This is a genomic window from Streptomyces sp. NBC_01571, from assembly GCF_026339875.1.
GTDB lineage: Bacteria > Actinomycetota > Actinomycetes > Streptomycetales > Streptomycetaceae > Streptomyces.
On the sequence record NZ_JAPEPZ010000001.1, the window covers coordinates 7168800 to 7195188 of the forward strand.

Annotated in this window: 24 protein-coding genes; 12 read left to right on the forward strand and 12 right to left on the reverse strand. The window is 70.4% G+C overall.

The window, feature by feature from the left end:
- Window positions 1–24: 24 nt before the first annotated feature.
- On the forward strand, window positions 25–582 hold the full coding sequence (locus tag OHB41_RS32370) for a TetR/AcrR family transcriptional regulator (RefSeq protein WP_266706300.1): 558 nt from the start codon (window positions 25–27) through the stop codon (window positions 580–582).
- A 514-nt stretch (window positions 583–1096) separates the two neighbouring features.
- Here OHB41_RS32370 and OHB41_RS32375 read toward each other — a convergent pair.
- On the reverse strand, window positions 1097–1768 hold the full coding sequence (locus tag OHB41_RS32375) for a murein hydrolase activator EnvC family protein (RefSeq protein ID WP_266701722.1): 672 nt from the start codon (window positions 1766–1768) through the stop codon (window positions 1097–1099).
- Between the two features lie 270 nt (window positions 1769–2038).
- Between OHB41_RS32375 and rpsB the strand changes: the two genes are divergently transcribed.
- The 5 genes from rpsB (at window position 2039) to OHB41_RS32400 (ending at window position 6666) form a co-directional block, all read left to right on the forward strand.
- The gene (gene rpsB / locus OHB41_RS32380; RefSeq protein WP_266701724.1) at window positions 2039–2962 is read left to right on the forward strand and encodes a 30S ribosomal protein S2; all 924 of its coding nucleotides are present in this window, start codon (window positions 2039–2041) and stop codon (window positions 2960–2962) included.
- A gap of 95 nt (window positions 2963–3057) precedes the next feature.
- Window positions 3058–3894 (forward strand): translation elongation factor Ts, encoded by an 837-nt coding sequence (gene tsf / locus OHB41_RS32385; RefSeq protein WP_266701726.1) that lies wholly within the window; start codon window positions 3058–3060, stop codon window positions 3892–3894.
- 179 nt (window positions 3895–4073) lie between these two features.
- The gene (gene pyrH / locus OHB41_RS32390; protein WP_266701728.1) at window positions 4074–4844 is read left to right on the forward strand and encodes a UMP kinase; all 771 of its coding nucleotides are present in this window, start codon (window positions 4074–4076) and stop codon (window positions 4842–4844) included.
- Window positions 4845–4981: 137 nt separating this feature from the next.
- On the forward strand, window positions 4982–5539 hold the full coding sequence (gene frr / locus OHB41_RS32395) for a ribosome recycling factor (protein WP_153288324.1): 558 nt from the start codon (window positions 4982–4984) through the stop codon (window positions 5537–5539).
- The gene (locus OHB41_RS32400) at window positions 5539–6666 is read left to right on the forward strand and encodes a phosphatidate cytidylyltransferase (protein ID WP_266701729.1); all 1128 of its coding nucleotides are present in this window, start codon (window positions 5539–5541) and stop codon (window positions 6664–6666) included. The genes frr and OHB41_RS32400 overlap by 1 nt, the downstream gene beginning before the upstream one ends.
- A 121-nt stretch (window positions 6667–6787) precedes the next feature.
- Here OHB41_RS32400 and OHB41_RS32405 read toward each other — a convergent pair whose 3' ends face one another.
- Window positions 6788–7768: an MBL fold metallo-hydrolase gene (locus OHB41_RS32405; protein WP_266701730.1), complete on the reverse strand. Its 981-nt coding sequence runs from the start codon at window positions 7766–7768 to the stop codon at window positions 6788–6790.
- Window positions 7765–8223, reverse strand: coding sequence for a PaaI family thioesterase (locus OHB41_RS32410; RefSeq protein ID WP_266701731.1), 459 nt, complete (start codon window positions 8221–8223; stop codon window positions 7765–7767). Before OHB41_RS32410 ends, OHB41_RS32405 begins: the two co-directional genes overlap by 4 nt.
- Window positions 8224–8533: 310 nt before the next feature.
- Here OHB41_RS32410 and rlmN point away from each other — a divergent pair, with 310 nt between their 5' ends.
- The 4 genes from rlmN (at window position 8534) to OHB41_RS32430 (ending at window position 13740) form a co-directional block, all read left to right on the forward strand.
- A complete protein-coding gene (gene rlmN, locus OHB41_RS32415; RefSeq protein WP_266701732.1) occupies window positions 8534–9640 on the forward strand; it encodes a dual-specificity RNA methyltransferase RlmN in 1107 nt (368 codons plus the stop codon).
- Between the two features lie 235 nt (window positions 9641–9875).
- Window positions 9876–10970: a thiamine ABC transporter substrate-binding protein gene (locus OHB41_RS32420; protein WP_266701733.1), complete on the forward strand. Its 1095-nt coding sequence runs from the start codon at window positions 9876–9878 to the stop codon at window positions 10968–10970.
- On the forward strand, window positions 10946–12625 hold the full coding sequence (locus OHB41_RS32425) for an ABC transporter permease (RefSeq protein WP_266706302.1): 1680 nt from the start codon (window positions 10946–10948) through the stop codon (window positions 12623–12625). The genes OHB41_RS32420 and OHB41_RS32425 overlap by 25 nt, the downstream gene beginning before the upstream one ends.
- The gene (locus tag OHB41_RS32430) at window positions 12625–13740 is read left to right on the forward strand and encodes an ABC transporter ATP-binding protein (protein WP_266701734.1); all 1116 of its coding nucleotides are present in this window, start codon (window positions 12625–12627) and stop codon (window positions 13738–13740) included. Before OHB41_RS32425 ends, OHB41_RS32430 begins: the two co-directional genes overlap by 1 nt.
- A 248-nt stretch (window positions 13741–13988) precedes the next feature.
- On the opposite strand, the gene OHB41_RS32435 is transcribed toward OHB41_RS32430, so the two are convergent.
- From OHB41_RS32435 to OHB41_RS32465, 7 genes are all read right to left on the reverse strand, one after another.
- Entirely contained in the window at window positions 13989–14672 is a 684-nt protein-coding gene (locus OHB41_RS32435; protein WP_266701735.1) for an LAETG motif-containing sortase-dependent surface protein, read from the reverse strand.
- A 149-nt stretch (window positions 14673–14821) separates the two neighbouring features.
- Window positions 14822–15937, reverse strand: a complete 1116-nt coding sequence (locus OHB41_RS32440) for an LOG family protein (protein WP_266701736.1) — start codon at window positions 15935–15937, stop codon at window positions 14822–14824.
- A 102-nt stretch (window positions 15938–16039) separates the two neighbouring features.
- Entirely contained in the window at window positions 16040–16447 is a 408-nt protein-coding gene (locus tag OHB41_RS32445) for a VOC family protein (RefSeq protein WP_266701737.1), read from the reverse strand.
- A 105-nt stretch (window positions 16448–16552) separates the two neighbouring features.
- Entirely contained in the window at window positions 16553–17818 is a 1266-nt protein-coding gene (locus OHB41_RS32450) for a hypothetical protein (protein ID WP_266701739.1), read from the reverse strand.
- A complete protein-coding gene (locus OHB41_RS32455) occupies window positions 17800–18537 on the reverse strand; it encodes an ABC transporter ATP-binding protein (protein ID WP_266701740.1) in 738 nt (245 codons plus the stop codon). The genes OHB41_RS32450 and OHB41_RS32455 overlap by 19 nt, the downstream gene beginning before the upstream one ends.
- Before the next feature lie 186 nt (window positions 18538–18723).
- Window positions 18724–20103, reverse strand: coding sequence for an aspartate aminotransferase family protein (locus tag OHB41_RS32460; protein WP_266701742.1), 1380 nt, complete (start codon window positions 20101–20103; stop codon window positions 18724–18726).
- Entirely contained in the window at window positions 20088–20606 is a 519-nt protein-coding gene (locus OHB41_RS32465) for an Lrp/AsnC family transcriptional regulator (protein ID WP_148010704.1), read from the reverse strand. The genes OHB41_RS32460 and OHB41_RS32465 overlap by 16 nt, the downstream gene beginning before the upstream one ends.
- Before the next feature lie 165 nt (window positions 20607–20771).
- Here OHB41_RS32465 and OHB41_RS32470 point away from each other — a divergent pair, with 165 nt between their 5' ends.
- On the forward strand, window positions 20772–22211 hold the full coding sequence (locus tag OHB41_RS32470; protein WP_266701745.1) for a gamma-aminobutyraldehyde dehydrogenase: 1440 nt from the start codon (window positions 20772–20774) through the stop codon (window positions 22209–22211).
- Between the two features lie 592 nt (window positions 22212–22803).
- Entirely contained in the window at window positions 22804–23985 is a 1182-nt protein-coding gene (locus OHB41_RS32475; RefSeq protein WP_266706304.1) for a polyamine ABC transporter substrate-binding protein, read from the forward strand.
- Window positions 23986–24005: 20 nt separating this feature from the next.
- Here the strand turns inward: OHB41_RS32475 and OHB41_RS32480 are convergent, their stop codons facing one another.
- Both OHB41_RS32480 and OHB41_RS32485 read right to left on the reverse strand, forming a co-directional pair.
- Window positions 24006–25139, reverse strand: coding sequence for a hypothetical protein (locus tag OHB41_RS32480; RefSeq protein WP_266701747.1), 1134 nt, complete (start codon window positions 25137–25139; stop codon window positions 24006–24008).
- A 172-nt stretch (window positions 25140–25311) separates the two neighbouring features.
- The gene (locus OHB41_RS32485) at window positions 25312–26265 is read right to left on the reverse strand and encodes a 5'-nucleotidase (protein WP_266701749.1); all 954 of its coding nucleotides are present in this window, start codon (window positions 26263–26265) and stop codon (window positions 25312–25314) included.
- Between the last annotated feature and the right edge of the window lie 124 nt (window positions 26266–26389).

The window sequence follows — 26389 nt, forward strand, 5'->3', positions numbered from 1 at the left end:
GTGCCAAGGATTCGAGCGGCCTCCGTGGCCGAGCACCGGTCGATGCAGCGAGCCGCCCTGCTGGACGCGGCCCGGTCCCTGCTGTCCGAGGGCGGGACGGAAGCGCTGACCTTCCCCGCCCTCGCCGAGCGGACGGGGCTGGCTCGGTCGTCCGTCTACGAGTACTTCCGGTCCCGCGCCGCCGTGGTCGAAGAACTGTGCGAGGTCGACTTCCCCCTGTGGGCGGCCGAGGTCGAAGCGGTGATGGCCGCGGCCGACGGGCCCGAAGGCAAGGTCGAGGCCTACGTCCGGCAGCAGCTGGCGCTGGTCGGGGACCGGCGGCACCGTGCCGTGGTGGCCATCTCCGCGAGTGAACTCGACGCCGGGGCTCGCGAGAAGATCCGCGCGGCGCACGGCGGGCTCGTCGCGATCATCGCGGAGGCGCTGCGGGACATGGGCCATGCCGAACCGCGACTGGCCGCGATGCTGCTCCAGGGCGTGGTCGACGCGGCCGTGCGGCGGATCGAGCTGGGGGCGGCGGAGGATCCCGAAGCGATTACGGACGCGGCCGTCACGATGGCCCTGCGGGGCGTGCGCGGCTGAACCTCCGAGCTGAACCCGGGGCAGGGGAGCTCAGGGAGGTTCCGCCGCCTGCCGCGCCCACCGAGCGCGCCGTGCTCGCTGTGCCGGCCACCTGCCATGCCTCGCGCACCTGCCACATCTTGCTCCCCTCCCGCCCCGCCCCCCGCCCCCCCGCCCCCGCCCCCTCCCACCCCACCCCCTCGCCGCGCCAGCCGCCCTCGGCGCACGCGGATCACACCCATCCGCCCACCCACTCGCGGCCCCGCCCACCCACTCGCGCCCGGCCACTCATGCCCCGCGCGCTCCTCCGCGACCCCGCGCGCCTGCCGGGTGTCACGGCGCCACCGGTGCCGTCCTCACGGCAAGCGCGCGCCCGCGCCGTACCGGTACCTCGTACCCGCGCCGTACCGGTACCTCGTACCCGCGCCGTGCCGGTGCCCCGCGCCCGCGCCGTGCCGGGGCCGCGCGCCCGCGCCGTGCCGTACTCGCGCCGTGCCCGTGCCCCTACCCGTGCCCATACCCGCGTCCGCGACGCTCACGGTCGTCTGCGTGCCGTCGGCACCGGCAGCAGCCGGGACGGCGCGCCGTGCAGCAGCCATGCGGGGAGCAGGGAGAGCGGGTCGAGGTAGGTCCGGTCTCTCAGCAGGCCCCAGTGGAGGCAGCTCGTGGGGCAGTGGGAGGCGTCCGGTTCGAGCGTGCCCACCACGTCGCCCGCGGCCACCTCGTCGCCCTTTCTCACCGTGGCCCTTACCGGGGTGAAGGTGGTGCGCAGGGGTGGGTCGCCGGTGCCCGCCAGCTCGACGGTGACCGCCCCGCGACCTGCGACCCGGCCGGCGAAGGAGACCCGGCCCGGGGCGACGGACCGGACCGGGGCGTCCGGGGGCGCCGCGAGGTCCACGCCCCGGTGGCCGCGACCGTAGGGCGTCGCCGGGGGTTGCCAGGCCCGCAGGACCGAGGGGCGCGTGCCCACCGGCCAGAGGCGGGCGACCGCCCGGACCTCCGTGTCGGCGCCGGGCGGCTCCACGGGGACCGGAGGCTCCGGACCGTTCGTCCGCGACAAGGACGTCGACGTGGCCAGGGTGACCGGCGCGGGCGCCGGTACGGCAGGCGCGGGTGACACCGTCAGCGCGGCCAGCACGACCGGCGCGGCCACCGTGATTCCCGACCGCAACCGCGGCCACGTACGCACACATCGTTTCGCTCGCATGCGAGAACGGTCCCGCATCGGGCGGATCCTGACCGGGAGCTGTGGACCACCGGCCGGTTGTGGACAGCGGCGTCACCCCGCACCTCGCGGGTCCCGTACACTTCTCGTGGCGATCCGGGTCACCGGGTCGACTTCGCACGCCCCGACACGCGGTCATCAAAAGCCGGTGTCAGCGCCCCTCGGTCCCTCGTGGCAAGGCGCATCGCGGGCGTCAGGCGCGAGTGCCGTCCGGCACACGCGGCACAACCGAGAACACCAAGGAGAACGGCCATGGCCGTCGTCACGATGCGGGAGCTGCTGGAAAGCGGCGTCCACTTCGGTCACCAGACCCGTCGTTGGAACCCGAAGATGAAGCGCTTCATCTTCACGGAGCGCAACGGCATCTACATCATCGACCTGCTCCAGTCGCTGTCGTACATCGACCGCGCCTACGAGTTCGTCAAGGAGACCGTCGCCCACGGCGGCACGGTCATGTTCGTCGGCACGAAGAAGCAGGCGCAGGAGGCCATCGCCGAGCAGGCCACCCGCGTCGGCATGCCCTACGTCAACCAGCGCTGGCTGGGCGGCATGCTCACCAACTTCTCGACCGTCTACAAGCGTCTGCAGCGCCTCAAGGAGCTCGAGCAGATCGACTTCGAGGACGTCGCCGCTTCCGGTCTCACCAAGAAGGAGCTTCTCGTGCTCTCGCGCGAGAAGGCCAAGCTGGAGAAGACCCTCGGTGGTATCCGCGAGATGCAGAAGGTGCCCAGCGCCGTCTGGATCGTGGACACCAAGAAGGAGCACATCGCGGTCGGCGAGGCCCGGAAGCTCAACATCCCGGTCGTCGCCATCCTCGACACCAACTGCGACCCCGACGAGGTCGACTACAAGATCCCGGGCAACGACGACGCGATCCGCTCCGTCACCCTGCTCACCCGCGTGATCGCCGACGCCGTCGCCGAGGGCCTCATCTCCCGCTCCGGTGCCGGCAAGGCCGAGGGTGACAAGGCCGCGGGTGAGCCGCTCGCCGCGTGGGAGCGCGACCTCCTCGAGGGCGAGAAGAAGGCCGACGACGCCGAGGTCCAGACCTCCGCCGAGACGGAGAAGGTCGCCGACGCCGAGCAGGCCGAGGCCCCCGTCGCCGAGGCCGAGGCCGTCGAGGCTGCCGCCGAGGCCCCCGCCGAGGCCCCCGCCGCGGACGCCGAGCAGGCCTGACCCCTCACCCCTTCGGGTCACGGACGGCGGGGGCACACCAAGCCCCCGCCGTCCGGCCCGTAGATCTTCAGACTTCGAGAGAGATTCCAGGAATCATGGCGAACTACACCGCCGCCGACGTCAAGAAGCTCCGTGAGCTCACCGGCGCAGGCATGATGGACTGCAAGAAGGCACTGGACGAGGCCGACGGCAACGTCGACAAGGCCGTCGAGGAACTGCGCATCAAGGGCCAGAAGGGCGTCGCCAAGCGCGAGGGCCGCTCCGCCGAGAACGGCGCCGTGGTCTCCGTCATCGCCGACGACAACACCTCCGGTGTCCTGGTCGAGCTGAAGTGCGAGACGGACTTCGTCGCCAAGGGCGAGAAGTTCCAGGCCGTCGCCGGCCAGATCGCCGACCACGTCACCAAGACCTCCCCGGCCGACCTCGAGGCCCTCCTGGGCTCCGAGATCGAGCCCGGCAAGACGGTTCAGGCGTTCGTCGACGAGGCCAACGCCAACCTGGGCGAGAAGATCGTCCTGGACCGCTTCGCCCAGTTCTCCGGTGCCTACGTGACCGCGTACATGCACCGCACGATGCCCGACCTGCCCCCGCAGATCGGTGTCCTCGTCGAGCTGGACAAGGTCAACGCCGAGCTCGCCAAGGGCGTCGCGCAGCACATCGCCGCCTTCGCGCCGAAGTACCTCTCCCGCGAGGACGTCCCGGCCGAGGTCGTCGAGTCCGAGCGCCGCGTGGCCGAGGAGACGACCCGCGCCGAGGGCAAGCCCGAGGCCGCCCTCCCGAAGATCGTCGAGGGTCGCGTCAACGCCTTCTTCAAGGAGGCCACCCTGCTGGGCCAGCCCTATGCGCTGGACCAGAAGAAGTCCGTCCAGCAGGTCCTGGACGAGGCCGGTGTCGCCCTGAAGCGCTTCGTGCGCATCAAGGTCGGCATCTGAGTCCGTACAGCGATCGACGCGCGACCCCTATAGGGTCGACAGCAGTCGTCCGCGTACGTCGGCACGCGCGCGTGCGTGCCGGACGACAGCAGATCTGACGAGGAGGCCATTGCCGAGCATGGGAGCCAACACCCCACCGGCAATGGCCTTCTTCGTATGTGCACCATGAGGAGATCTCCATGACCAGCACCCAGGCCGACAAGGGCGAGAAGACCGACGACGGCAAAGGCGCCGGACGCTTCATGCTGAAGCTTTCCGGCGAGGCGTTCGCCGGTGGCGGCGGACTGGGCGTCGATCCCGACGTGGTGCACAAGATCGCCCGCGAGATCGCGGCCGTCGTGCGCGGGGGCGCCCAGATCGCCGTTGTCATCGGCGGCGGCAACTTCTTCCGCGGCGCGGAACTCCAGCAGCGCGGCATGGACCGGGCGCGCTCCGACTACATGGGCATGCTCGGCACGGTGATGAACTGCCTCGCCCTCCAGGACTTCCTGGAGAAGGAGGGCATCGACAGCCGCGTACAGACCGCCATCACCATGGGACAGGTCGCCGAGCCGTACATCCCGCTGCGCGCCGTACGGCACCTGGAGAAGGGCCGTGTGGTCATCTTCGGAGCCGGTATGGGCATGCCGTACTTCTCCACCGACACCACGGCCGCCCAGCGTGCCCTGGAGATCGACGCCGAGGCCCTGCTGATGGGCAAGAACGGTGTGGACGGGGTCTACGACTCCGACCCCAAGACCAACCCCGAGGCCGTCAAGTTCGACTCGCTCAGCTACGGCGAGGTCATCACCCGCGACCTCAAGGTCGCCGACATGACCGCGATCACGCTGTGCCGTGACAACAAGCTGCCGATCCTGGTCTTCGAGCTCCTGGCGGAGGGCAATATCGCGCGGGCCGTCAAGGGTGAGAAGATCGGCACACTCGTGGGTGACCCAAGCGGCCGGGCCTGACCCGGGACGGACCCTGACCGGGGGATGGACAATGTCCTGCCGGTCCGGAACCGTGCAGGAACAAGACGCGACGCAGCCGGCTGCCACCCCGACGAGGAACAGCTGCCGGGCCTACTCAAGACACGCAGGAGCAAGTGGTGATCGAAGAGACCCTCCTCGAGGCCGAGGAGAAGATGGAGAAGGCCGTCGTGGTCGCCAAGGAGGACTTCGCCGCGATCCGCACCGGCCGTGCGCACCCGGCGATGTTCAACAAGATCGTGGCGGACTACTACGGCGCGCTGACGCCGATCAACCAGCTGGCCTCGTTCGCGGTCCCCGAACCGCGCATGGCCGTGGTCACCCCGTTCGACAAGAGCGCGCTGCGCAACATCGAACAGGCGATCCGCGACTCCGACCTGGGTGTCAACCCGAGCAATGACGGCAGCATCATCCGCGTGGTGTTCCCCGAGCTGACCCAGGAACGCCGCAAGGAGTTCATCAAGGTCGCCAAGACCAAGGGCGAGGACGCCAAGATCTCGATCCGCTCCGTGCGCCGCAAGGCGAAGGAGACCATCGACAAGCTGATCAAGGATGGCGAGGTCGGCGAGGACGAGGGCCGCCGTGCGGAGAAGGAGCTCGACGACACCACCGCGAAGTACGTCGCCCAGGTGGACGAGCTCCTGAAGCACAAGGAAGCGGAGCTGCTCGAGGTCTGATGAACGACTCTTCCTGGGGGGCGCCGCCGCAAGCCGGGTACTGGGGGCCCTCCGACCAGGGGTCTGCCCAGGGGGCAGGCCCGGCGGGTCCCGCGTACGATGCGCATGACGCGCAGCACACTCGCCCCATGCCCATCGTGCCCGAGGGACCCGCACACGGCGGAGACCAGGATGACGACCGGGGGGCCGCTCGGCTGGGCGGCCCCCCGGTCCGCGACGACACACCGTCGGCGGGGTCCTACGGGAACCCGTCGCAGAAGCCGCAGGAGCCCATGCCCAGCGCCACCCCGCAGCCCGCGCCCGCACCGAAGAAGAGTGCAGGCCGTGACCTGGGTGCTGCGATAGGGGTGGGCGTCGGGCTCGGTGCGGTGATCGTCGCGTCGTTGTTCGTCGTCAAGGCCGTCTTCGTCGGTGTGATCGCCGTCGCCGTCGTGGTGGGGCTGTGGGAGCTCACCTCGCGGCTCGAGGAACGCAAGGGCATCAAGGCGCCGCTCGTGCCACTGGCGGTGGGCGGTGCGGCCATGGTCGTCGCCGGCTATGTACGGGGCGCCGAGGGCGCGTGGGTGGCGATGGCACTCACCGCGCTGGCGGTACTGGTCTGGCGGATGACGGAACCGCCCGAGGGATACCTCAAGGACGTCACGGCGGGGGTCTTCGCCGCCTTCTACGTGCCGTTCCTGGCGACCTTCGTGGCGATGATGCTGACCGCGGACGACGGTCCGCGCCGCGTCCTGACGTTCCTGCTCCTGACGGTCGTCAGCGACACCGGCGCGTACGCGATCGGCTGGCGCTTCGGCAAGCACAAGCTCGCGCCCCGCATCAGCCCCGGCAAGACCCGCGAGGGCCTGGTCGGAGCGGTCGTCTTCGCGATGGTCGGGGGCGCGCTGTGTCTGCAGTTCCTGATCGAGGACGGCACGTGGTGGCAGGGCCTGATCATCGGCCTCGCGGTCGCGGCCACCGCCACGCTCGGTGACCTCGGCGAGTCCATGATCAAGCGGGACCTGGGCATCAAGGACATGGGCACCCTGCTGCCGGGTCACGGCGGCATCATGGACCGCCTGGACTCGCTCCTGCCGACGGCTCCCGTGGTCTGGCTGCTGTTGGTGATCTTCGTAGGGTCGAGCTGACCTGCGTTTTTGTCGGTGAGGGGTCCGTCGTCCACAGGGTGGCGGGCCCCTTCCGTATGTCCGGGGCATGGGGGAACACGAGCGCTCGGCACCGCCGGCGGAAGTGGATTTCTCGTGCTCCTCAGCGCTGTGCCGCCGGCCACGCACGCGGGTACGGCACGCGAAGCGACCGGGCCGCGACCGGCGTGTGTTCCGCGGCTGCGTGGAGGCGCCCTTCGCGCCGTACGACGGCACCGCTGCCGAGCATGGACGTGACCAGCTCGTTGGCGAGCACCTCTGGGGTGAGGTCCAGCAGACGCGCGGCATCGGTCACCCAGGCGCGTGCATGGAGGTAGGGCTCCACCTCGTCGGCCGGGATCCCGTCGCGGATCATCAGGGCGAAGGCGAAGATGCGCCGGGCGCCGTACCAGAGCGCGCCGGCGGGGTCGTCGACGAGGCGCTGAGCGCGCCGGAGGGCGGTGTTGAAAGCGGCCGTCGGATCGGCGGGGACCGGGCCGTGCGAGGGGAGGACCACCCGCGGGGCGAGACCGGCAATCCGGTGGAGGGAGTCGAGCGCCGCCGTGGCCGCGCCCGCTCCGTCGAGGGCGAGATTGACCCAGCCGACGTCGTAGTCCGACAGCGCGTCACCGACGACGAGCAGTCGCTCCTCCGGCTGCCACAGGGCCAGGTGCCCGGGCGTGTGCCCGGGAGTGCGGATGACCTCCCAGTCGGCCTCACCGAGTCGGAGGACCTCCCCGCCGTCGAGCGGCATATCGACCGTGTACGGGGCGACCGGCTGGTCGAGGTACTCCGCGGTGCAGCAGCCGGGGTCCCGACGCGAGATCGCCTCCGCCTCCGGAGCTCCGGCCGCGATGCCCGCGCCACCCGCCTGAAGGAGCGCGTTGCCGCCGACGTGATCGGAGTGCCAGTGCGTGTTCACGACCAGGCCCACGTCGCCTCCGCGCGCGCGTGCCCAGGAGGCTGTTTCGGCCGCGTGGCCGACGAATCCGCTGTCGACCAGGGCCGGTTGCCGCCCCTGGAGCAGCAGCAGGTTCGCGTCGGGGAACGGCCGTTGCCGCCAGTTCACCCAGGACGGCAGCAAGGGCGCAGACGGACGGCTCACTGTTCCGGCCGGTTCACGCGGATGAGTGTCTGCTGTCCGTTGGCGACGAGCTTCCGGGCGCCGTCGCTCCGGACGCCGAACACCTCCAGCCGGCACACGCTCAGAGTCCGGCCGGCCTTCAGCACGGTCCCGACGGCCTCGATGCGGTCACCGGTGGCGGGTGCGAGAAGGTTGATCTTGTATTCGACGGTGAGGACGTCGGCGTTCTCCGGGAACAGCGTGTACGCGGCGTAGCCACCGGCGCTGTCCGCGACGGCGCTGGTCGCCCCGGCGTGGAAGTAGCCGTGCTGCTGGGTCACTTCGGGGCGCGCGGGAAGCGTGATCTGGACGCGGCCCGGGGCGATGTCGGTTATCCGCGCACCGAGGTGGGCCATCAGCCCCTGGCGGTCGAAGCTGTCCTGGACGCGCTTTCGCACCTCGGGGCTCGCTTGGTCCTGGTCGGTCCGGTCTTCCACGTGCTCTCCTTCGGCAGACATCAGAGTGTGCGCGGAGGCGCGGCGGGTGGTCAGCCGACCAGTCGTTCCACCAGCGGCTCCCGTGGCCCCTCCCCGATGAGTCGCGCTCGACGGTCGTCGCACCATAGCCATCGACACCGACATCAGCCATCGACACCGATATCGCCAGGAGCGTCCGGCCGAGTACAGCGCTGGGCCGTCCCTGGGCCGTGCGAGGTCGACCAGTTCCGGCAGACGGTACCCGCGGGTGACCACTCCCACCCCGCTCCGGCCTGGGCGGGTCCAGTTGATCTGCGACACTGGAAGGGTTATGCCGAAGCCCGGAGAACTCACATTCGTCGCCCCCCGCGGAGCCAAGAAGCCGCCGCGGCACCTCGCCGACCTCACGCCCGCCGAGCGTAAAGAGGCCGTTGCCGCGATCGGGGAGAAGCCGTTTCGCGCCAAGCAGCTGTCGCAGCACTACTTCGCCCGGTTCGCGCACGACCCCGCGGAGTGGACGGACATCCCGGCCGCCGCGCGCGGCAAGCTCCAGGAAGCGCTGCTTCCCGAGCTGATGACCGTCGTGCGGCATCTGTCGACCGACCAGGACACCACGCGCAAGACCCTGTGGCGGCTCTTCGACGGCACGCTCGTCGAGTCCGTGCTGATGCGCTACCCGGACCGGGTGACCATGTGCATCAGCTCCCAGGCGGGGTGCGGGATGAACTGTCCGTTCTGTGCCACCGGCCAGGCCGGGCTCGACCGGAACCTGTCGACCGGCGAGATCGTGCACCAGATCGTGGACGGCATGCGGGCGCTGCGGGACGGGGAGATCCCCGGGGGCCCGGCGCGGCTGAGCAACATCGTCTTCATGGGTATGGGCGAGCCGCTCGCCAACTACAAGCGGGTCGTGGGCGCCATCCGCGCGCTCACCGACCCCGAGCCGGACGGCGTCGGACTCTCCCAGCGTGGCATCACCGTGTCGACGGTCGGACTGGTCCCGGCCATCCACCGGTTCTCCGACGAGGGCTTCAAGTGCCGCCTCGCCATCTCCCTGCACGCGCCGGACGACGAGCTCCGCGACACCCTCGTCCCCGTGAACACGCGGTGGAAGGTGCGGGAGGTGCTCGACGCTGGCTGGGAGTACGCGGCCAAGTCGGGGCGCCGGCTCTCCATCGAGTACGCCCTCATCCGGGACATCAACGACCAGGCGTGGCGCGGTGACCGGCTCGGGCGGCTGCTCAGGGGAAAGCCCGTGCACGTCAACCTCATCCCGCTGAACCCGACCCCGGGCTCGAAGTGGACCGCCTCGCGGCCCGAGGACGAGAAGGCGTTCGTCGAGGCCATCGCGGCCCACGGCGTGCCGGTCACCGTCCGGGACACCCGGGGCCAGGAGATCGACGGGGCGTGCGGCCAGCTCGCGGCGACCGAACGGTAGTCTGACCCGGCACGTACATTTTCATATTCCGACATCTTCATATTCCGACAGGGGAGCGCCACAGCGCTGAGAGTGCGGCAGCCGGAGCACCGGTGGGCCGCAGACCCTCTGAACCTCGCCCAGGTCATTCTGGGTAGGAAGTTCGGGCATCACTCAAGCTGTTGCGCCCTGCCTGGGAACCGCCGAGTTCCCGGGCAGGGCCGCGTCTCTTCCTGGTCACCCCAGGAGGAATTCAGTGAGCACCAAAGCGAGCACCAAGAGGCGGACGGCCGCGGCCGTGGTCGTCGCGCTGGGCCTTGTCACGCTGTCCGCGTGCGGCTCGTCCGGCTCCGGCGACAAGACCGCCGACTCCAGGACCGTGACCCTCGTCAGCCACGACTCCTTCGCCTACTCCAAGAGCTTGCTGCACGCCTTCGAGCAGGAATCGGGCTACAAGGTCAGGATCCTCAAGGACGGAGACGCCGGCCAGGCCGTCAACAAGGCCATCCTGACCAAGGACAACCCGCAGGGCGACGTCTTCTTCGGCGTCGACAACACCCTGCTCTCCCGGGCGCTCGACAACGGGCTGTTCCAGCCGTACGAGCCCAAGGGCTCCGACCAGATCGTCCAGCGCTACCGGGTCGACCAGGAGAAGCACCGGGTCACGCCCATCGACTCCGGCGACATCTGCGTCAACTACGACAAGGCCTACTTCAGCAAGCACGAGCTGGCGCCGCCCACCTCCTTCGACGACCTGATCAAGCCCGCGTACAAGAACCTCCTCGTCACCGAGAACGCGTCCACGTCCTCGCCCGGCCTCGGTTTCCTGCTCGGGACCGCCGCGAAGTACGGGGACGCCGGGTGGCAGGGCTACTGGAAGAAGCTCAAGGCCAACGGCGTGAAGGTGGTCGACGGCTGGGAGCAGGCCTACAACGACGAGTTCTCGGGGTCCGCCGGCGGCAAGAAGGCCAAGGCCGACCGGCCGCTGGTCGTCTCGTACGCCTCCTCGCCGCCCGCCGAGGTGGTCTACGCCGACCCGAAGCCGAAGACCGCGCCGACCGGGGTCGCGAACGGCACCTGCTTCCGTCAGGTCGAGTACGCGGGGCTGCTCAGCAACGCGAAGAACACGAAGGGCGGCAAGGCGCTCCTCGACTTCCTCATCAGCTTCAGGTTCCAGGAGGACATGCCGCTGAACATGTTCGTGTACCCGGTCCGTGAGACCGCGAAGGTGCCCGAGGTGTTCGTGAAGTTCGGCCCGCAGGCCGCGCACCCCGAGACCCTGGCCCCCGCCGAGATCGCCAAGAACCGTGACCAGTGGGTCAAGTCGTGGACCTCGCTCGTACTGAAGTAGCCGGGGCGGCGCCCCGGAGGCGTGGGAGCGCGACGCGGCTGTGGCTCATGGCCCTGCCGGTCGTGTTCTTCGCCGTCTTCTTCGCCTACCCCGTCGCGGCGATCGTGGCCCGCGGTCTCGAGGTCGACGGGGTCTGGCGGCCCGGACGGATCGGTGAGGTGCTCGGCCAGGCCGACATCCGGCACGTGCTGTGGTTCACCACCTGGCAGGCGCTCGCCTCGACAGCGCTCACGCTGCTGATCGCGCTCCCCGGCGCGTACGTCTTCGCGCGCTTCGACTTCCGGGGCAAGCAGGTGCTGCGCGCGGTGGTGACCGTCCCGTTCGTACTGCCCACCGTCGTCGTCGGCACGGCGTTCCTGGCGCTGATCGGCCGCGGCGGACTCCTGGACGGCCTGTGGGGCGTCCGCCTCGACACCACCGTCTGGGCCATCCTGCTCGCGCACGTCTTCTTCAACTACGCGGTGGTCGTCCGCACGGTCGGCGGGCTCTGGGCGCAACTCGACCCACGCCAGGAGGAGGCCGCGCGCATGCTCGGCGCATCCCGGTTCGCGGCCTGGCGCACGGTGACGCTCCCGGCCCTGAGCCCGGCCGTCGCCGCCGCCGCGCTCATGGTCTTTCTCTTCACCTTCACCTCGTTCGGGGTGGTCCAGATCCTCGGCGGGCCGACCTTCTCCACCCTTGAGGTCGAGATCTACCGGCAGACCTCGGAGATCTTCGACCTGGCGACGGCGGCGGTGCTGACGATCATCCAGTTCGTGGCCGTCGGCGCGATCCTCGCCGTCCACGCCGCGACCGTACGCCGCCGGGAGACCGCTCTGCGCCTGGTGGCCCCGGAGACGACCGCCCGCAGGCCGCGCGGGGCCGGGCAGTGGGCAGTGCTCACGGGAGTGCTCGCGAGCATCGCGGTCCTGCTCGTGCTGCCGCTCGGAGTCCTGGTCCAGCGATCCCTGGACACCCCCGGCGGCTTCGGATTCGGCTACTACCGGGCGCTCGCCTCCGACGACGGCGGCATCTTCCTGGTGGCCCCGATCGAGGCGATCGGCAACTCGCTGGAGTACGCGCTCGCCGCCACCGCGATCGCCGTGGTCATCGGAGGTCTGGCGGCCGCCGCTCTCACCGGCCGCGCCGGTCGGCTAGTACGGGGGTTCGACGTGCTGCTGATGCTGCCGCTCGGCGTGTCCGCCGTGACCGTCGGTTTCGGGTTCCTGATCGCGCTGGACGAGCCGCCGCTCGACCTCAGGAGCAGCTGGATCCTGGTGCCGCTCGCGCAGGCGCTGGTGGGCGTCCCCTTCGTCGTGCGGACGATGCTGCCCGTGCTGCGGGCCGTGGACGGACGGCTGCGGGAGGCGGCGTCGGTGCTCGGGGCCTCGCCGTGGCGGGTGTGGCGGGAGGTCGATCTGCCGATGGTGCGGCGGGCGCTGCTGATCGCGGCGGGGTTCGCCTTCGCCGTGTCGCTCGGTGAGTTCGGGGCGACGGTCTTCATCGCGCGCCCCGACAACCCGACGCTGCCGGTCGCGGTCGCGCGGCTGCTCGGGCGCGCCGGGGACCTCAACTACGGGCAGGCGATGGCACTTTCGACGATCTTGATGGTGGTGTGCGCGGTGGCGCTGCTGCTGTTGGAGCGCATGCGGACCGACCGGACGGGGGAGTTCTGATGGCGAAGCTCGTCACGAAGGCGACGGCTGGGACGACGGGGACGGCGGCGGGGGTGCCCGCGCCGGCGCCGGCGTCGGACGTTCTGCTCGGCATCGAGGCCGCGACCGTGCGCTTCGGCGGCCGGCCCGTGCTGGACGCCGTCGATCTGGAGGTCGCCGAGCACGAGATCGTGTGTGTGCTCGGGCCGAGCGGCAGCGGCAAGTCCACGCTGCTGCGGGTGGTGGCCGGACTGCAGCCGCTCGACGCGGGCCGTGTGCTCCTGACCGGCCACGACCAGGCGGGGGTGCCCGCGCACCGCCGGGGCGTCGGGCTGATGTTCCAGGACCACCAGCTCTTCCCGCAGCGCGACGTGGGCGGCAACGTCGCCTTCGGGCTCCGGATGCACGGCACATCGAAGCAGCAACAGGCGCTGCGCGTCGGTGAGTTGCTGGAACTCGTCGGGCTGCCCGGCGCCGCCTCCCGGGCCGTCGCGGCACTGTCCGGAGGCGAGCAGCAGCGGGTCGCGCTGGCCCGTGCCCTCGCCCCCCGCCCCCGGCTGCTGATGCTCGACGAACCGCTCGGCCAGCTCGACCGCTCGCTGCGCGAACGACTGGTCGTCGAACTCCGCGAGCTTTTCGGCCGGTTGGGAACGACCGTGCTCGCCGTCACGCACGACCAGGGCGAGGCCTTCGCGCTGGCCGACCGGGTGGTGGTGATGCGCGACGGGCGGATCGCCCAGTCCGGTACGCCCCTTGAGGTCTGGCAGCATCCGGCGGACGAGTTCGTGGCACGCTTCCTCGGCTTCGACAACGTCGTCGACGCGACGGTGACCGGCCGGGTGGCGGACACGCCGTGGGGGAAGCTTCCGGTACCCGACGGCGCCCCGCAGGGGCCCGGCACGCTGCTCGTGCGGCCCGCGGGCGTACGGCTGGTCGGTGCCGAGGACGGGCTGCCCTGCACCGTGACCGCGCGCACCTTCCGGGGCACCCACGTCGCCGTCCATCTCCAGCCGGAGGGCGCGCCGCGGCTGGAGGCGGCGTGCGCGCTGCGGGCGGCGCCCGCACCCGGCGACCGGGTCGCGGTGGTCTTCGACGCGGCCGACGTCGTCGTGCTCGGGGAGGCCTCGGCCGGGTAGACCTCCGACCACCGCCACGGGACCGGGGCCTCCGCGCGGCACCGTGACCGCGCCGCACGCCATCGGGGGGCGAGTGACGCTGCCGAGGCGCGTACGGCCCCGCGGGCCACTGTCCGAAGGCAGCTCCCGCCGTCCTCGCCGGCCGCATTCGGGTGGTGGACGCCCTTCAACCAGTGCTCCCGCACAGACGTGTGGCCCGCCCCCTCCGGGAGGGGACGGGCCACACGGTCCTACAGGCGTGGTGCGGTTCAGCCGGCCTTCGAGGCGCCGCGGCGGCGCATACCGAAGAAGACCGCTCCGCCGCCGACGACCACGAAGGCACCGGCGATGCCGGCGATCATCGGGGTGTTGGAGTTCGCACCGGTCTCGGCGAGGTTGGAGTCACCGACCGCGGGGGACGGGGCGTTGTCTCCCGGCGTCGCGGGCGCGGCGCTGCTCTCCGACTCCGACGGGGTCGCGGAAGCCGACTCCGAGGGGGCGGGCGAGGAGGAGGTCTCCGACGGCTTGGGCGTCGGAGAGGACGACTCCTCGGACTTGCACGCCTTGGAGGGCGTGGTCAGCTGGGGGGTGACGTCCTCGTTGACGATCTTCCCGGCCGTGACGTGGATACGGTACGTGGCGTTGGGCGCCCAGTCCTCGGAGAAGGTGACAGTGGCGCCCTCACGGGTGCCCTTGACCGTCTCGGAGCCGACCTGGCGGGCGTCCGCGCCGTTGGCCTCGAGGAAGACGGAGACCGTGGCCTCGACGCCGGAGGCGTCGTTGTCGGTCACGGTGATGATGCCCTTCCCGTTGTCGTCGCACGAGGCGACGGCCGAGAAGTCACGGATGTTGCAAGCAAGTGCGTTGCCGGCGACACCGAGCGCGAGCGCGGCCGTGGCGGAGGCAACACCGAGGATGCGCACTGAACGTGCGGTACGGCGAGATATGGACACGATTGCCCTTCACAGATTGCGCAACTGCGGGGGGTTTGAGGGGAGTTCTGCTGTGGCAACAGGACTCCCTTAGGCCACACAGGTCTATAAGTGCCAGCTAAGTGCTGTCAATGCATATGCCCTGCCGTGCCGTCGGCTTTGCCATGTCGTTAACCACCGAGGCGTTTGAGAGCCTCCGGGGCTTCCTCGATCCGGTCCACCAGAGCGATCCGGGACTCCATCGACCGCTCACGGGCGAGGGATTGGAGGAGAGGCCAGGTCGGGTACCGCTCCGTCCAGTGCGCGCGGTCCACGAGCACCATCGGGGTGGGCTCCCCGCGCGACTCGTAGTAGTTCGGGGTCGCGTTGTCGAAGATCTCCTGTACGGTCCCGGCGGCACCCGGCAGGAAGACGACGCCCGCGTCCGAGCGGGCCAACAGCCCGTCCTCACGGGTCGCGTTGGCGAAGTACTTGGCGATGTGCGCGGCGAACGGGTTCGGCGGCTCGTGACCGTAGAACCAGGTCGGGAGACCGACCGAGGCGCCACCGGCGGGCCAGCGGTCCCGCACCGTGAACGCGGCCCGCGCCCAGTCGGTGATCGAGGGCCTGAACGAAGGTGCCCCGGCGAGCAACCGGAGTGCCTCGGTGAGCATCGCGTCGTCGAACGGGGCCGCGTACGCGCCGAGGTTCGCGGCCTCCATCGCGCCCGGCCCGCCGCCGGTGGCCACCATGAGGCCGGAGCGCGCCAGTTCGCGGCCGAGCAGCGCCGCGCCCTCGTACGCCCGGGTGCCGCGCGCCATGGCGTGACCGCCCATCACGCCCACCACCCGTGTGCCGACGAGGAGTTCGTCGAGGGCGTCCGACACCGCGTCGTCGTGGATCGAGCGCAGCATCGACGCGAAGACGTCGCCGTCGGCCTTGGTCTGCTGGAACCAGGTGTACGTGCGGGCGTCCGGTGTCGCCTCGTACCCGGCGTCGAGGGACTCGAAGAGCTCGTCGGGGGAGTGGAGCATTCCCCGGTACGGATCGAAGGGCAGCCCCGGTATGGGCGGGAAGACCAGCGCGCCCGTGGCTCTCACGCGAGCCGCCGTCCGGGGATCCATCGGGCAGCCGAGGAAGACGGCGCCCGAGGTGTCCACGGAGAGCAGGGCGTCCGTACGGTCCGTCAGATCCACGGACTGGACACGGAACCGGGTGAGCGAGCCGCGCTCGGAGACGACCTCGTCGAACTCGGCGAGGGACTCGATCTCACGGTCGTGACCGGCGTGGAGGGGAGTTGGCTGCACGCGGCCATGCTAGGGGGTGGGTCAAAACGGGCCCGGGGGCGGGGCGTTGGCGGCCGCGGGCATCAGGCCGCGACGGCCGCCGGCTCCGGGCGCCCGCGACACTCAGCCCTGGACGGCCGCCGGGTCCATCCACATGACCTCCCAGGTGTGGCCGTCCGGGTCGTCGAAGGAACGGCCGTACATGTAGCCGTGGTCCTGGGCCTCCCGCGTGCCCGAACCGCCCGCCGAGAGGGCCTTGTCGCACAGCTCGTCCACCTTCTCGCGGCTCTCGGCGCTCAGACACAGCAGCACCTCGCTGGTCCGGGCCGGGTCGGCGATCTCCTTCTTCGTGAAGTCCGCGTAGCGCTGCTTGCTCAGCAGCATCGCGACGATCGTGTCGCTGATGACGACACAGGCGCAGTCGTCCGTCGAGAACTGCGGGTTGATCGTGTAGCCGAGCTCGGTGAAGAACTTCTTCGAGGCGTCGACGTCGTTCACGGCGAGGTTCACGAAGATCATCTGCTGGTACATGAGCGGTCTCTCCCGGTGGAGGTGAAGTCGTGTGCCGTACGGAGAGGTGGACCGTCCGTCCGCGCGGAACTCATCGGTCGCGGCGAAGACGTTTCGTACCTCTGTTCAGCGGGCCAGCGGCATCGCGGCCAGCTCCGCGACCAGCCAGGTCAGCGGGCCGAACACGGCGAGCAGCATGCCCGCGCGCAGCAGCGCCGCGCCGCGCAGCACCGAGGCGGGTGCCCCCAGCCGCAGCAGCGCCGCCGTGGTGTCGGCACGCACCTGCTTGGTCTCCAGCGCCGCCGTGAACAGCGTCGCGACGGCGCACCCGGCCACGAGCAGCGCTCCGAGCGTGCTGAGCGGCCCGATCGAGGGCCGCGCTCCCGCGTATACGGTCGCCACGGCGTACGCGCCCGACGCCACCGCGCACACCACTCCCAGCGGGCGCCCGATGCGCCGGGCCTCCCCCTGGAGACCGCGCCCGGCGAGCAGGCGCAGTGCGCCGGGGCGCACGGCCTGGAGCAGCCACCCGCACAGGTGGGTGATCGCGGGTCCGGCCAGGGCCAGTCCGACCGCGGTGAGGGCCCAGCCGCCCAGCACCCCGGCGGGGCTGCCCGCGAACCGGCTCGTCAGGTCGGAGCCGGGTGCGGCTCCGGAACGGCTCCCGTACGACTCCACGGCGAGCCCCGCCGCGATGACGGCGGTGCCCCAGGGCAGTCCGGCGGGCGCGGGAAGCGGAGGCGCGAGCGGTTGCGGGTCCGGCGGGAGTTCCGGGTGGTCGGCGTCCGGGGCGGACTCGGCCGTCACGGGAGCGGAGTCCCCGGACGTGCCGGGGGCTCCCGCGACGGTGGCTCTCGGCCGGCCCGCCCGGCCGCGGCCGAGGCTCCGCGGGCGCAGTGCGACCGCACTGGCCAGCGACGCGGCGAGCGGCACCAGGAGCAGCAGGGTCAGGGTCGCGGGCAGCGGCAGTGGCTGGTCGGCGGCGAGGAAGGCCGTCGCGGAGCCGTCGAAGGGCATGCCCGCCAGATCGCCGCGCAGGTGCAGGAAGACGAGCAGCGCGAGCATCGAGCCCAGCGTGGTCGACAGGGCGGTGGTCACCGCAGAGACGGCCATGAGGCGCCCGGGGCCGAGTCCGACCGCCGCGAGTCCGGGGCGGGGCCGGGTCCCCGGATCCGTACGGGCGACCGCGACCGCGAGGTGGACGCTGGCGGCGACGGGCGCGAGGCACCACAGCAGCCGGAGCACCGAGCCGGTCGAGGCGTCGGGATGCGCCATGGCGTATCCCAGCGCGCTCAGCAGCAGGAAGCCGGTGCCCGCCGACGCGGCGACGACCAGCAGCCTGCGCAGTTGGACCAGGGGATGTGCCCCGCGGGCTAGACGGAGAGCGAGCACGCGGCCCGGCCTTCCGTCTCGGTGACCGGGGGCAGGTGGACGGTGTTCACGCGCCGTCCGTCGAGCAGCGTGATGGCGCGGTCGGCGAGAGCAGCGGTGTCCGCGTCGTGCGTGGCGAGGACCACGGTGATGCCGTGCGAGCGGGCGGCGGTGGTGAGGGTGCGCAGCACGTGGGCGCGGTCGGCGCGGTGCAGCGGGGCGGTCGGCTCGTCGGCGAAGAGCACCTGGGGGGCGGGCACGAGCGCGCGGGCGATGGCGACGCGCTGCCGCTCGGCCTGGAGCAGGGCGTGCGGCCGTTTGCGGGCGCAGTCGCCGATGTCCAGGCGTTCGAGCCATTCCAGGGCGGCGGTCTTCGCGGCCCGGCGGCCGGAGCCGCGCAGCATCAGGGGCAGCGCCGCGTTCTCCCAGGAGTTCAGCTCGGGCACGAGGACGGGCACGGGGTCGATCCAGCCGAAGCGGTCGCGGCGCAGGCGTTCGCGGGCCAGCGCGCCCATGGTGTGCACGGGCACGCTGTTGAACCAGACCTCGCCCTGCTGCGGCAGGAGCTGCCCGGACAGGCACTGGAGCAGTGTGGTCTTGCCGCTGCCGCGCGGGCCGCCGACGGCGAGGATCTCGCCCTCGCGGACGCCGAGCGAGACACCGCTGAGCGCGGGCGAGCCGTTGTGCTTGACGTGCAGGGCGCGTGCCCAGAGCACGTCGTTGTCCGGCGGGGCCACCATCGCGTACACCTCGTTCAGATCTGATTTGCGCTGCCAATCCCCCGGACGGGGGAACGAAGACAGGGCCGATCGGTCACTGGGCACGCTAGGGAGTCGGGGGCGGGAGGCCGGACAGCACGCGGCCCCGGGGCGCCCATTCTCACTCGAACGGGCGCCCCGGGGCCGTTGTGGATCAGCCGGGCGGAATCAGAGCTTCGCCCACGCCTCCGTCAGCACCTGACGGACGATCCCCTCGATCTCGTCGAAGGTCGACTGGTCGGAGATCAGCGGCGGCGACAGCTGGATGACCGGGTCACCGCGGTCGTCGGCGCGGCAGTAGAGGCCGTACTCGAAGAGCTTCTTGGAGACGAAGCCGTAGAGCACGCGCTCCGACTCCTCGTCCGTGAAGGTCTCCTTGGTGGCCTTGTCCTTCACGAGCTCGATGCCGTAGAAGAAGCCGTTGCCGCGGACGTCGCCGACGATCGGCAGGTCGTGCAGCTTCTGCAGGGTCTGCAGGAAGTTGGCCTCGTTGTCGAGCACGTGCTGGTTGAGGCCCTCGCGCTCGAACAGGTCGAGGTTGGCGAGACCCACCGCGGCGGAGACCGGGTGGCCGCCGAAGGTGTAGCCGTGCAGGAAGGTGTTGTCGCCCTTGTAGAACGGCTCGGCGATCCGGTCGGAGACGATGCACGCGCCGATCGGGGAGTAGCCCGAGGTCATGCCCTTGGCGCAGGTGATCATGTCCGGTACGTAGCCGAACTTGTCGCAGCCGAACATCGTGCCGAGGCGGCCGAAGGCGCAGATGACCTCGTCCGACACCAGCAGCACGTCGTACTGGTCGCAGATCTCGCGGACCCGCTGGAAGTAGCCGGGCGGCGGCGGGAAGCAGCCGCCGGCGTTCTGCACCGGCTCCAGGAAGACCGCGGCGACGGTCTCCGGGCCCTCGAAGAGGATCTCCTGCTCGATCTGGTCGGCGGCCCAGCGGCCGTAGGCCTCGGGGTCGTCGCCGAAGAGCGGGGCGCGGTAGATGTTGGTGTTGGGGACCTTGTGGGCGCCGGGGACCAGCGGCTCGAAGGGGGCCTTCAGGGCCGGCAGGCCGGTGATCGACAGGGCGCCCTGCGGGGTGCCGTGGTAGGCGACCGCACGCGAGATGACCTTGTACTTGGTCGGCTTGCCCTGGAGCTTGAAGTACTGCTTGGCGAGCTTCCACGCGGTCTCGACGGCCTCGCCGCCGCCGGTGGTGAAGAAGACCTTGTTCAGGTCGCCCGGCGCGTAGTCGGCGAGGCGCTCGGCGAGCTCGACGGCCTTGGGGTGGGCGTAGGACCATACCGGGAAGAAGGCCAGCTCCTGCGCCTGCTTGAACGCCGTCTCCGCGAGTTCGGTGCGGCCGTGGCCCGCCTGGACCACGAACAGACCCGCGAGACCGTCGAGGTAGCGCTTGCCCTTGTCGTCGTAGATGTAGGTGCCCTCACCACGGACGATGGTGGGAACGGGCGCGTTCTCGTACGAGGACATGCGGGTGAAGTGCATCCACAGGTGGTCGTACGCGGTTCGGCTGAGGTCCTTGCTCACGGCTATCGGGTTCCCCACATGTAGGTCTGTTTCTTGAGCTTCAGGTAGACGAAGCTCTCGGTGGAGCGCACGGCGGGCAGCGCCCGGATGCGTTTGTTGATGACGTCCAGCAGGTGGTCGTCGTCCTCGCAGACGACCTCGGCGAGGATGTCGAACGAGCCCGCGGTCATCACCACGTACTCGACCTCCGGCATGGCGGTCAGCGCTTCGGCCACCGGGTCGAGGTCACCCTCGACGTTGACGCCCACCATCGCCTGCCGGCGGAAGCCCACGGTGAGCGGGTCCGTGACGGCGACGATCTGCATCACGCCCTGGTCGAGCAGCTTCTGCACACGCTGGCGCACGGCCGCCTCGGACAGGCCCACGGCCTTGCCTATGGCGGCGTACGGGCGGCGTCCGTCCTGCTGGAGCTGCTCGATGATGGCGAGGGACACGGAGTCCAGCTGGGGACTGCCGTTCCTGGACTCGCGGGTGGAGTCCCTGGGGTCTGCGCTTCGACTGGCCACGACCTCACTGTGCACGACGTCTCGACGGTTCCGCAAGGCTGTAGCGATGAAATTCGTTGTTTGCGGGGACGTTGCTTGCGGATTTCGCAGTCACGGGGTCGCCGGGGGTGTTGAAAACGTGGAGGCACGGATTAGTGTGGGTGTCTCAGCGATTGGACACCTGAACTTGGAGGGCCGGCAGTGAGCACCGAGCTGCGTCGTCTGCGCAATTACATCGACGGTGAGTTCCGGGACGCCGCCGACGGGCGGACCACCGAGGTCGTCAACCCCGCGACCGGCGAGGCGTACGCGACCGCGCCGCTGTCCGGTCAGGCGGACGTGGACGCCGCGATGGCGGCCGCCGCGGCGGCCTTCCCGGCCTGGCGCGACCAGACCCCCGCCGAGCGCCAGAAAGCCCTCCTGAAGATCGCGGACGCGTTCGAGGAGCGGGCCGAGGACCTCATCGCGGCCGAGGTGGAGAACACCGGCAAGCCGATCGGACTGACCCGGTCCGAGGAAATCCCGCCCATGGTCGACCAGATCCGCTTCTTCGCGGGCGCGGCGCGGATGCTCGAGGGCCGCTCGGCCGGCGAGTACATGGAGGGCATGACCTCCATCGTCCGCCGTGAGCCGGTCGGTGTCTGCGCGCAGGTCGCGCCGTGGAACTACCCGATGATGATGGCGGTGTGGAAGTTCGCGCCGGCGCTCGCGGCGGGCAACACGGTCGTCCTCAAGCCCTCGGACACCACCCCCGCCTCCACCGTCCTGATCGCCGACATCATCGGCGGCATCCTCCCCAAGGGCGTCTTCAACGTCATCTGCGGCGACCGCGACACCGGCCGCGCGATGGTCGAGCACCCGACCCCGGCGATGGCCTCCATCACCGGCTCGGTGCGCGCGGGCATGTCGGTCGCCGAGTCGGCGTCCAGGGACCTGAAGCGGGTCCACCTGGAGCTCGGCGGCAAGGCCCCGGTCGTGGTCTTCGCGGACACCGACATCACCAAGGCCGTGGAGGACATCTCGGTCGCGGGCTTCTTCAACGCCGGCCAGGACTGCACGGCCGCCACCCGTGTCCTGGTCCAGGAGGGCATCCACGACGAGTTCGTGGCCGCGCTCGCCAAGGCCGCGGCCGAGACCAAGACCGGTCAGCCGGACGACGAGGACGTGCTCTACGGCCCGCTCAACAACCCCAACCAGCTCCAGCAGGTGACCGGGTTCATCGAGCGGCTGCCCGCGCACGCGAAGGTGGAGGCCGGTGGCCACCGCGTCGGTGAGAAGGGCTTCTTCTACGCGCCGACCGTCGTCTCGGGCCTGAAGCAGGACGACGAGATCATCCAGAACGAGGTCTTCGGACCGGTCATCACGGTCCAGTCCTTCACCGACGAGGCCCAGGCCATCGAGTGGGCGAACGGCGTGGACTACGCCCTCGCGTCCTCCGTCTGGACGAAGGACCACGGCCGGGCGATGCGGCTGTCCAAGGCCCTCGACTTCGGCTGCGTGTGGATCAACACCCACATCCCGCTGGTCGCCGAGATGCCGCACGGCGGCTTCAAGAAGTCCGGCTACGGCAAGGACCTGTCGGGGTACGGCTTCGAGGACTACACGCGGATCAAGCACGTGATGACGTCGCTGGAGGCGTAGCCCCGGGCGGTGAGGCAGGGCCCCAGGCGGTCAGCGCGCGGCCCCGGACGGTGGTGATCCGTCCGGGGCCGCGGCGTTTCCTTTTTCTCCGCGTCTCTGCGCGCCGGCGCGCAGTGCTCGGTGCGCGGCGCTCGGTGTCGGTGGCCGGTGGCCGGTTGGTCAGTGGTGTCCGCCGGGGAGCAGGGGTCTACGGGGTGCAGGGCTCGCCCCGGGGGAACGGCGGCGCGGCATACTGGACGGTATGCGTGTGCTGGTGGTCGAGCGGCACGAAGAGCTCGCCGGGCCCCGGGCCGCCGCGCTGTGCCGGGAGCGCGGGGGGACGTACGCGGCACCGTACGGTCCCACCGCTCCGGAGTGCGCGGAGAGCGACGGTCGCGAAGTCGTCGTGCGCGGACTCGAAGCCGCCGCACGGGTCGTGGGCCGGCGTCACAGTCACAGCCCCCGCCCCGGCGGCCGGCGCCGGAACGACACCGTACGGAGCGACCGCCCGTCGCGCCTTGATCGACAGGGTGTCGGTTCGGTGGGCCAGTGCTCGACGCAGCGTCCATTGTCCCGGCGTTCCCGGGAACGGGATGCTGCCCGCGTGCCAGTGATGCGGAAGACCCCGACCCTGTCCCGCCGGTCCCTGCTGCGCGCCCTGGGCGGGGGTGCGGCGCTCGGCGCCCTGGCGGGATGCGGGGTGCCCGCCGCGTACGTGTCGCCCGGTGACCGTGCCGGAGTCGACCTCTCCGCCCGCGACAAGCGGCTGACCTGGGCGAACTGGCCGCTGTACATCGACACCGACGACAAGGACCACACGAAGCGGCCCACGCTGGACGCCTTCGAGAAGCGGACCGGGATCTCCGTCGACTACATCGAGGAGATCAACGACAACGACGAGTTCTTCGGCAAGATCAGCCCGTCCCTGATGAACCACCAGCAGACGGGCCGCGACCTCATCGTCATCAGCGACTGGATGTGCGCGCGCTTCGTCCACCTCGGCTGGGTCCAGCGGATGAACCGGGCCGAGCAGCCGAACGTCGCCAAGTACCTGGACCCGCTGCTGAGTTCACCGGCCTTCGACCCCGGTCGCAGGTCCACCGTGCCGTGGCAGTCGGGGATCACCGGCATCGCGTACAACCGCCGCAAGGTCGGCCGCGACATCAGGCACGTCTCCGACCTGTGGGCCGGCGACCTGAAGGGCCGGGTCACCCTGCTCTCCGGTCTGGACGAGGCGTTCGCGCTGCTCATGCAGGGCAACGGTGTCGACATCACCCGGTGGACCGCCGGCGACTTCCACCGGATCTGCGACCAGGTCGAGAGGCACGTCCACAGCGGCCAGATCCGGCGCTTCACCGGCAACGACTACACCAAGGACCTCGTCAGCGGGGACGTACTGGCCTGCCAGGCGTACTCGGGCGACGTGATCCAGCTCCAGGCCGACAACCCGGACATCCGTTTCGTCGTCCCCGAGGAGGGCGCCGAACTGTGGTCCGACTCGCTGATGATCCCCAACCTGGCGCACCACAAGGCCAACGCGGAGAAGCTCGTCGACTACTACTACCAGCCGGAGGTGGCCGCGGAACTGGCCTCCTGGGTCAACTACGTCTGCCCGGTCCCGGCCGCCCAGGACGTCCTCGCCTCCTCCGGCGACAAGGACACCGCCGCCCTCGCCGAGAACCCGCTGATCTTCCCCAACGCCACCATGCGCAAGCGGCTCGCCATCGCCCGCGACATCACGTCCACCGAACGCACGGAGTTCGCGAAGCGCTGGAACGCGATCGCGGGGCTGTGACGCCGCCCGGTGAGGCTTTCTCACTGACCGACGGTGAGGAACAGAGCTCCGACCAGAACTGACAGGAGGATCTCGTAGCCGAGGACGATGCAGGCCAGGACCAGCACTCCCTTCTGCCACGGACGCGGTCCGCGGTAGGGAAGGAGCGGTGGCTGGTCCGGGGGTTGGAGCGCCGCTTCGGCCGGGGTCGTGCCGATCTCCGCGTGGGTGCGCCACCAGTGACGTAGCGTTTGGATCTTGGCTTCGAACTCCGAGTCCCAGAGCACGCGTCCGACACGCGGTACGGGCAATGGCGTTCGGCGACCGCCCGCTTCGAGGACGACCGGCCTGCGCCCGCCGCGGTGGCGCTCGACGGCGATCCCCTGAATCTCGTCCCAGGGAACGGTTCGGGGCCGCAGCCCTCGTATGACCAGGTGGTCGGCGGTGAGGGTGACGCCCCTGCCGAAGCTCAGGAAGCCCGCGCCCAGCAGCAGCGAGATCGCGACGAGTGCGCCGAGCATGCGGCCGAGGAGCGTCGGGTGATCAGCGTCGGGCCCCACGGCGAAACCCGCCATCACCGCCTCAGCCGCAAGCCAGCCGAGCAGCAGGGCCGTGGGCACCGACCGGCTTGGCGCGGGTCGCATGCCCAGACGCTCGGCCGGCCGGCCGTAGGTATGCCCCCAGGCGCCGAATTCACCGGCTGTGTCCGCGGCTTGGGCCGCGCCGCCGTTGGCAACCCACCAGCTGCGGATCGTCGCGACCTTGTCGTCGAACCGGCGGTCGCGGGACAGGAAACCGGAGCTGGGCATTCGTAGCGGGGTGCGGCGTCCGTCCGTCTCGTAGAGGACCACCCGCCGACCGCCGGTGACCGGTTCGACCGCGACCTCGGCCACGTCGGTCCACGGGATGGTCCGGCGGCGCAGGTTGTGGACGACGACCGCCTCAGGGGTCAGGGTCACCCCGACGTAGTGGCTCAGCACCCACAGTTCGAGCATGACCAAGAACACCGGCACCATGGCCAGGACCCGCGAATCGAACGGCAGGCCGGTCAGCCCGGACCGGTGGTGCGCCCACAACAAGGGGTTCGACAACTGCGTCAGCACGACGACGCCGAGGATCAGGCCCAGTGGCAGGGACTGCTGCCACGAAGCCCGATAGCGGACTCGATCGACCATTCCCGACAATTCCGCTCCGCCACCGCGGGCTTCCTGGTTCACAGATGTTCCACCCCTGTCGCACGAACAACGCGGGGCATCATCCCTGGCCAGGAGTGTTCGCGCAATGGTTTTCGGCGGCCCCGGTCCGACAGGGCGACTGGCAGGGTCCCGGCACCTCGGTGCGGGAAATCTACCCGGACGTATCGGTGCTCTGCCCCTGGTTGACGACCCCGAAGGGAATGTGGACGCTCGGGGTCGTCTGGGAGGTTCCTTTGAGGTGGATCTCCTGGTCGTCGAAGAAGATATGGGGCCTCAGCACATCCATGATCGAACTCTTGTCGATGCCGCCGAGAAAGAATGCGTCATTGACGGTCACTCCCCATTTGTTCAAACTCATTATGGCGCGCTCATGTGCTGGTGCGTTGCGTGCGGTGACGATGGAGACGTGAACGCGGATCGTGTAGTCCTCGTTCTCCCTGCGGCGTTCCTCCTCTCTCCGCTGCAACTTGTTGATCTCGCGCAGGAAGTCCCGCAGGGGGCCCGCATCGTGGGGGGTGGCCACGTTCATGGTCTCGTGGGCGCGGAATCTCTCTATGCCGTCCTGCCGGAAGACGCGCTCCGATTCGTCGCCGGCGAGAACGCCGTCGAAGTCGAAGGCGATCCGGAGATCCCTGTCCTCCGGATCGTCGGCGACGGCGGAGCCGAGGACCCGGCCGGCGGGCAGCCCCGCGGCCACCGCCTCCCGGACGTCGTTCTCGTCCGCGGACAGGAACAGTGACATGTGCAGGGCCCGCACGAACTTGTACGGTGCCCGGCCCTGCATGAATATGGCGCGGCTTATCGGCAGGCCATGTGACTTGATGGACCGCATGACACGAAGACCCGTGTCGGGGTCGTTGCGGGACAGGATGATCACCTCGACCAGAGGGTCGTCCTCCGGATTCAAGTCGTTCAGCGACAGGATGCGGCGAATGAAAGAGAAGGCGACACCGGGTCGGAGAGTGTTGTCGAGATGGGCTCGCTGATAGGTGCGATAGCCTTCCTCGCCTTCCTTCCGGAACACCCCGTCGGACTCCGCGAGGTCGAAGAGTGCGCTCGAGGCTATTCCGATGACCAGCCGGTTTTCGAGGCTATAGGGCGGCATGGCGAATTCCCTTACGTGCCGGAAGGATGTGCGGGGGCGTCCTGTTGTGCGCTTTCCGTGCGTGCTCCTTCGGCCTTGCGGCGCGCCCGCTCCGGCGGGGCGACCGAAGGGGCGATCGAAGGGG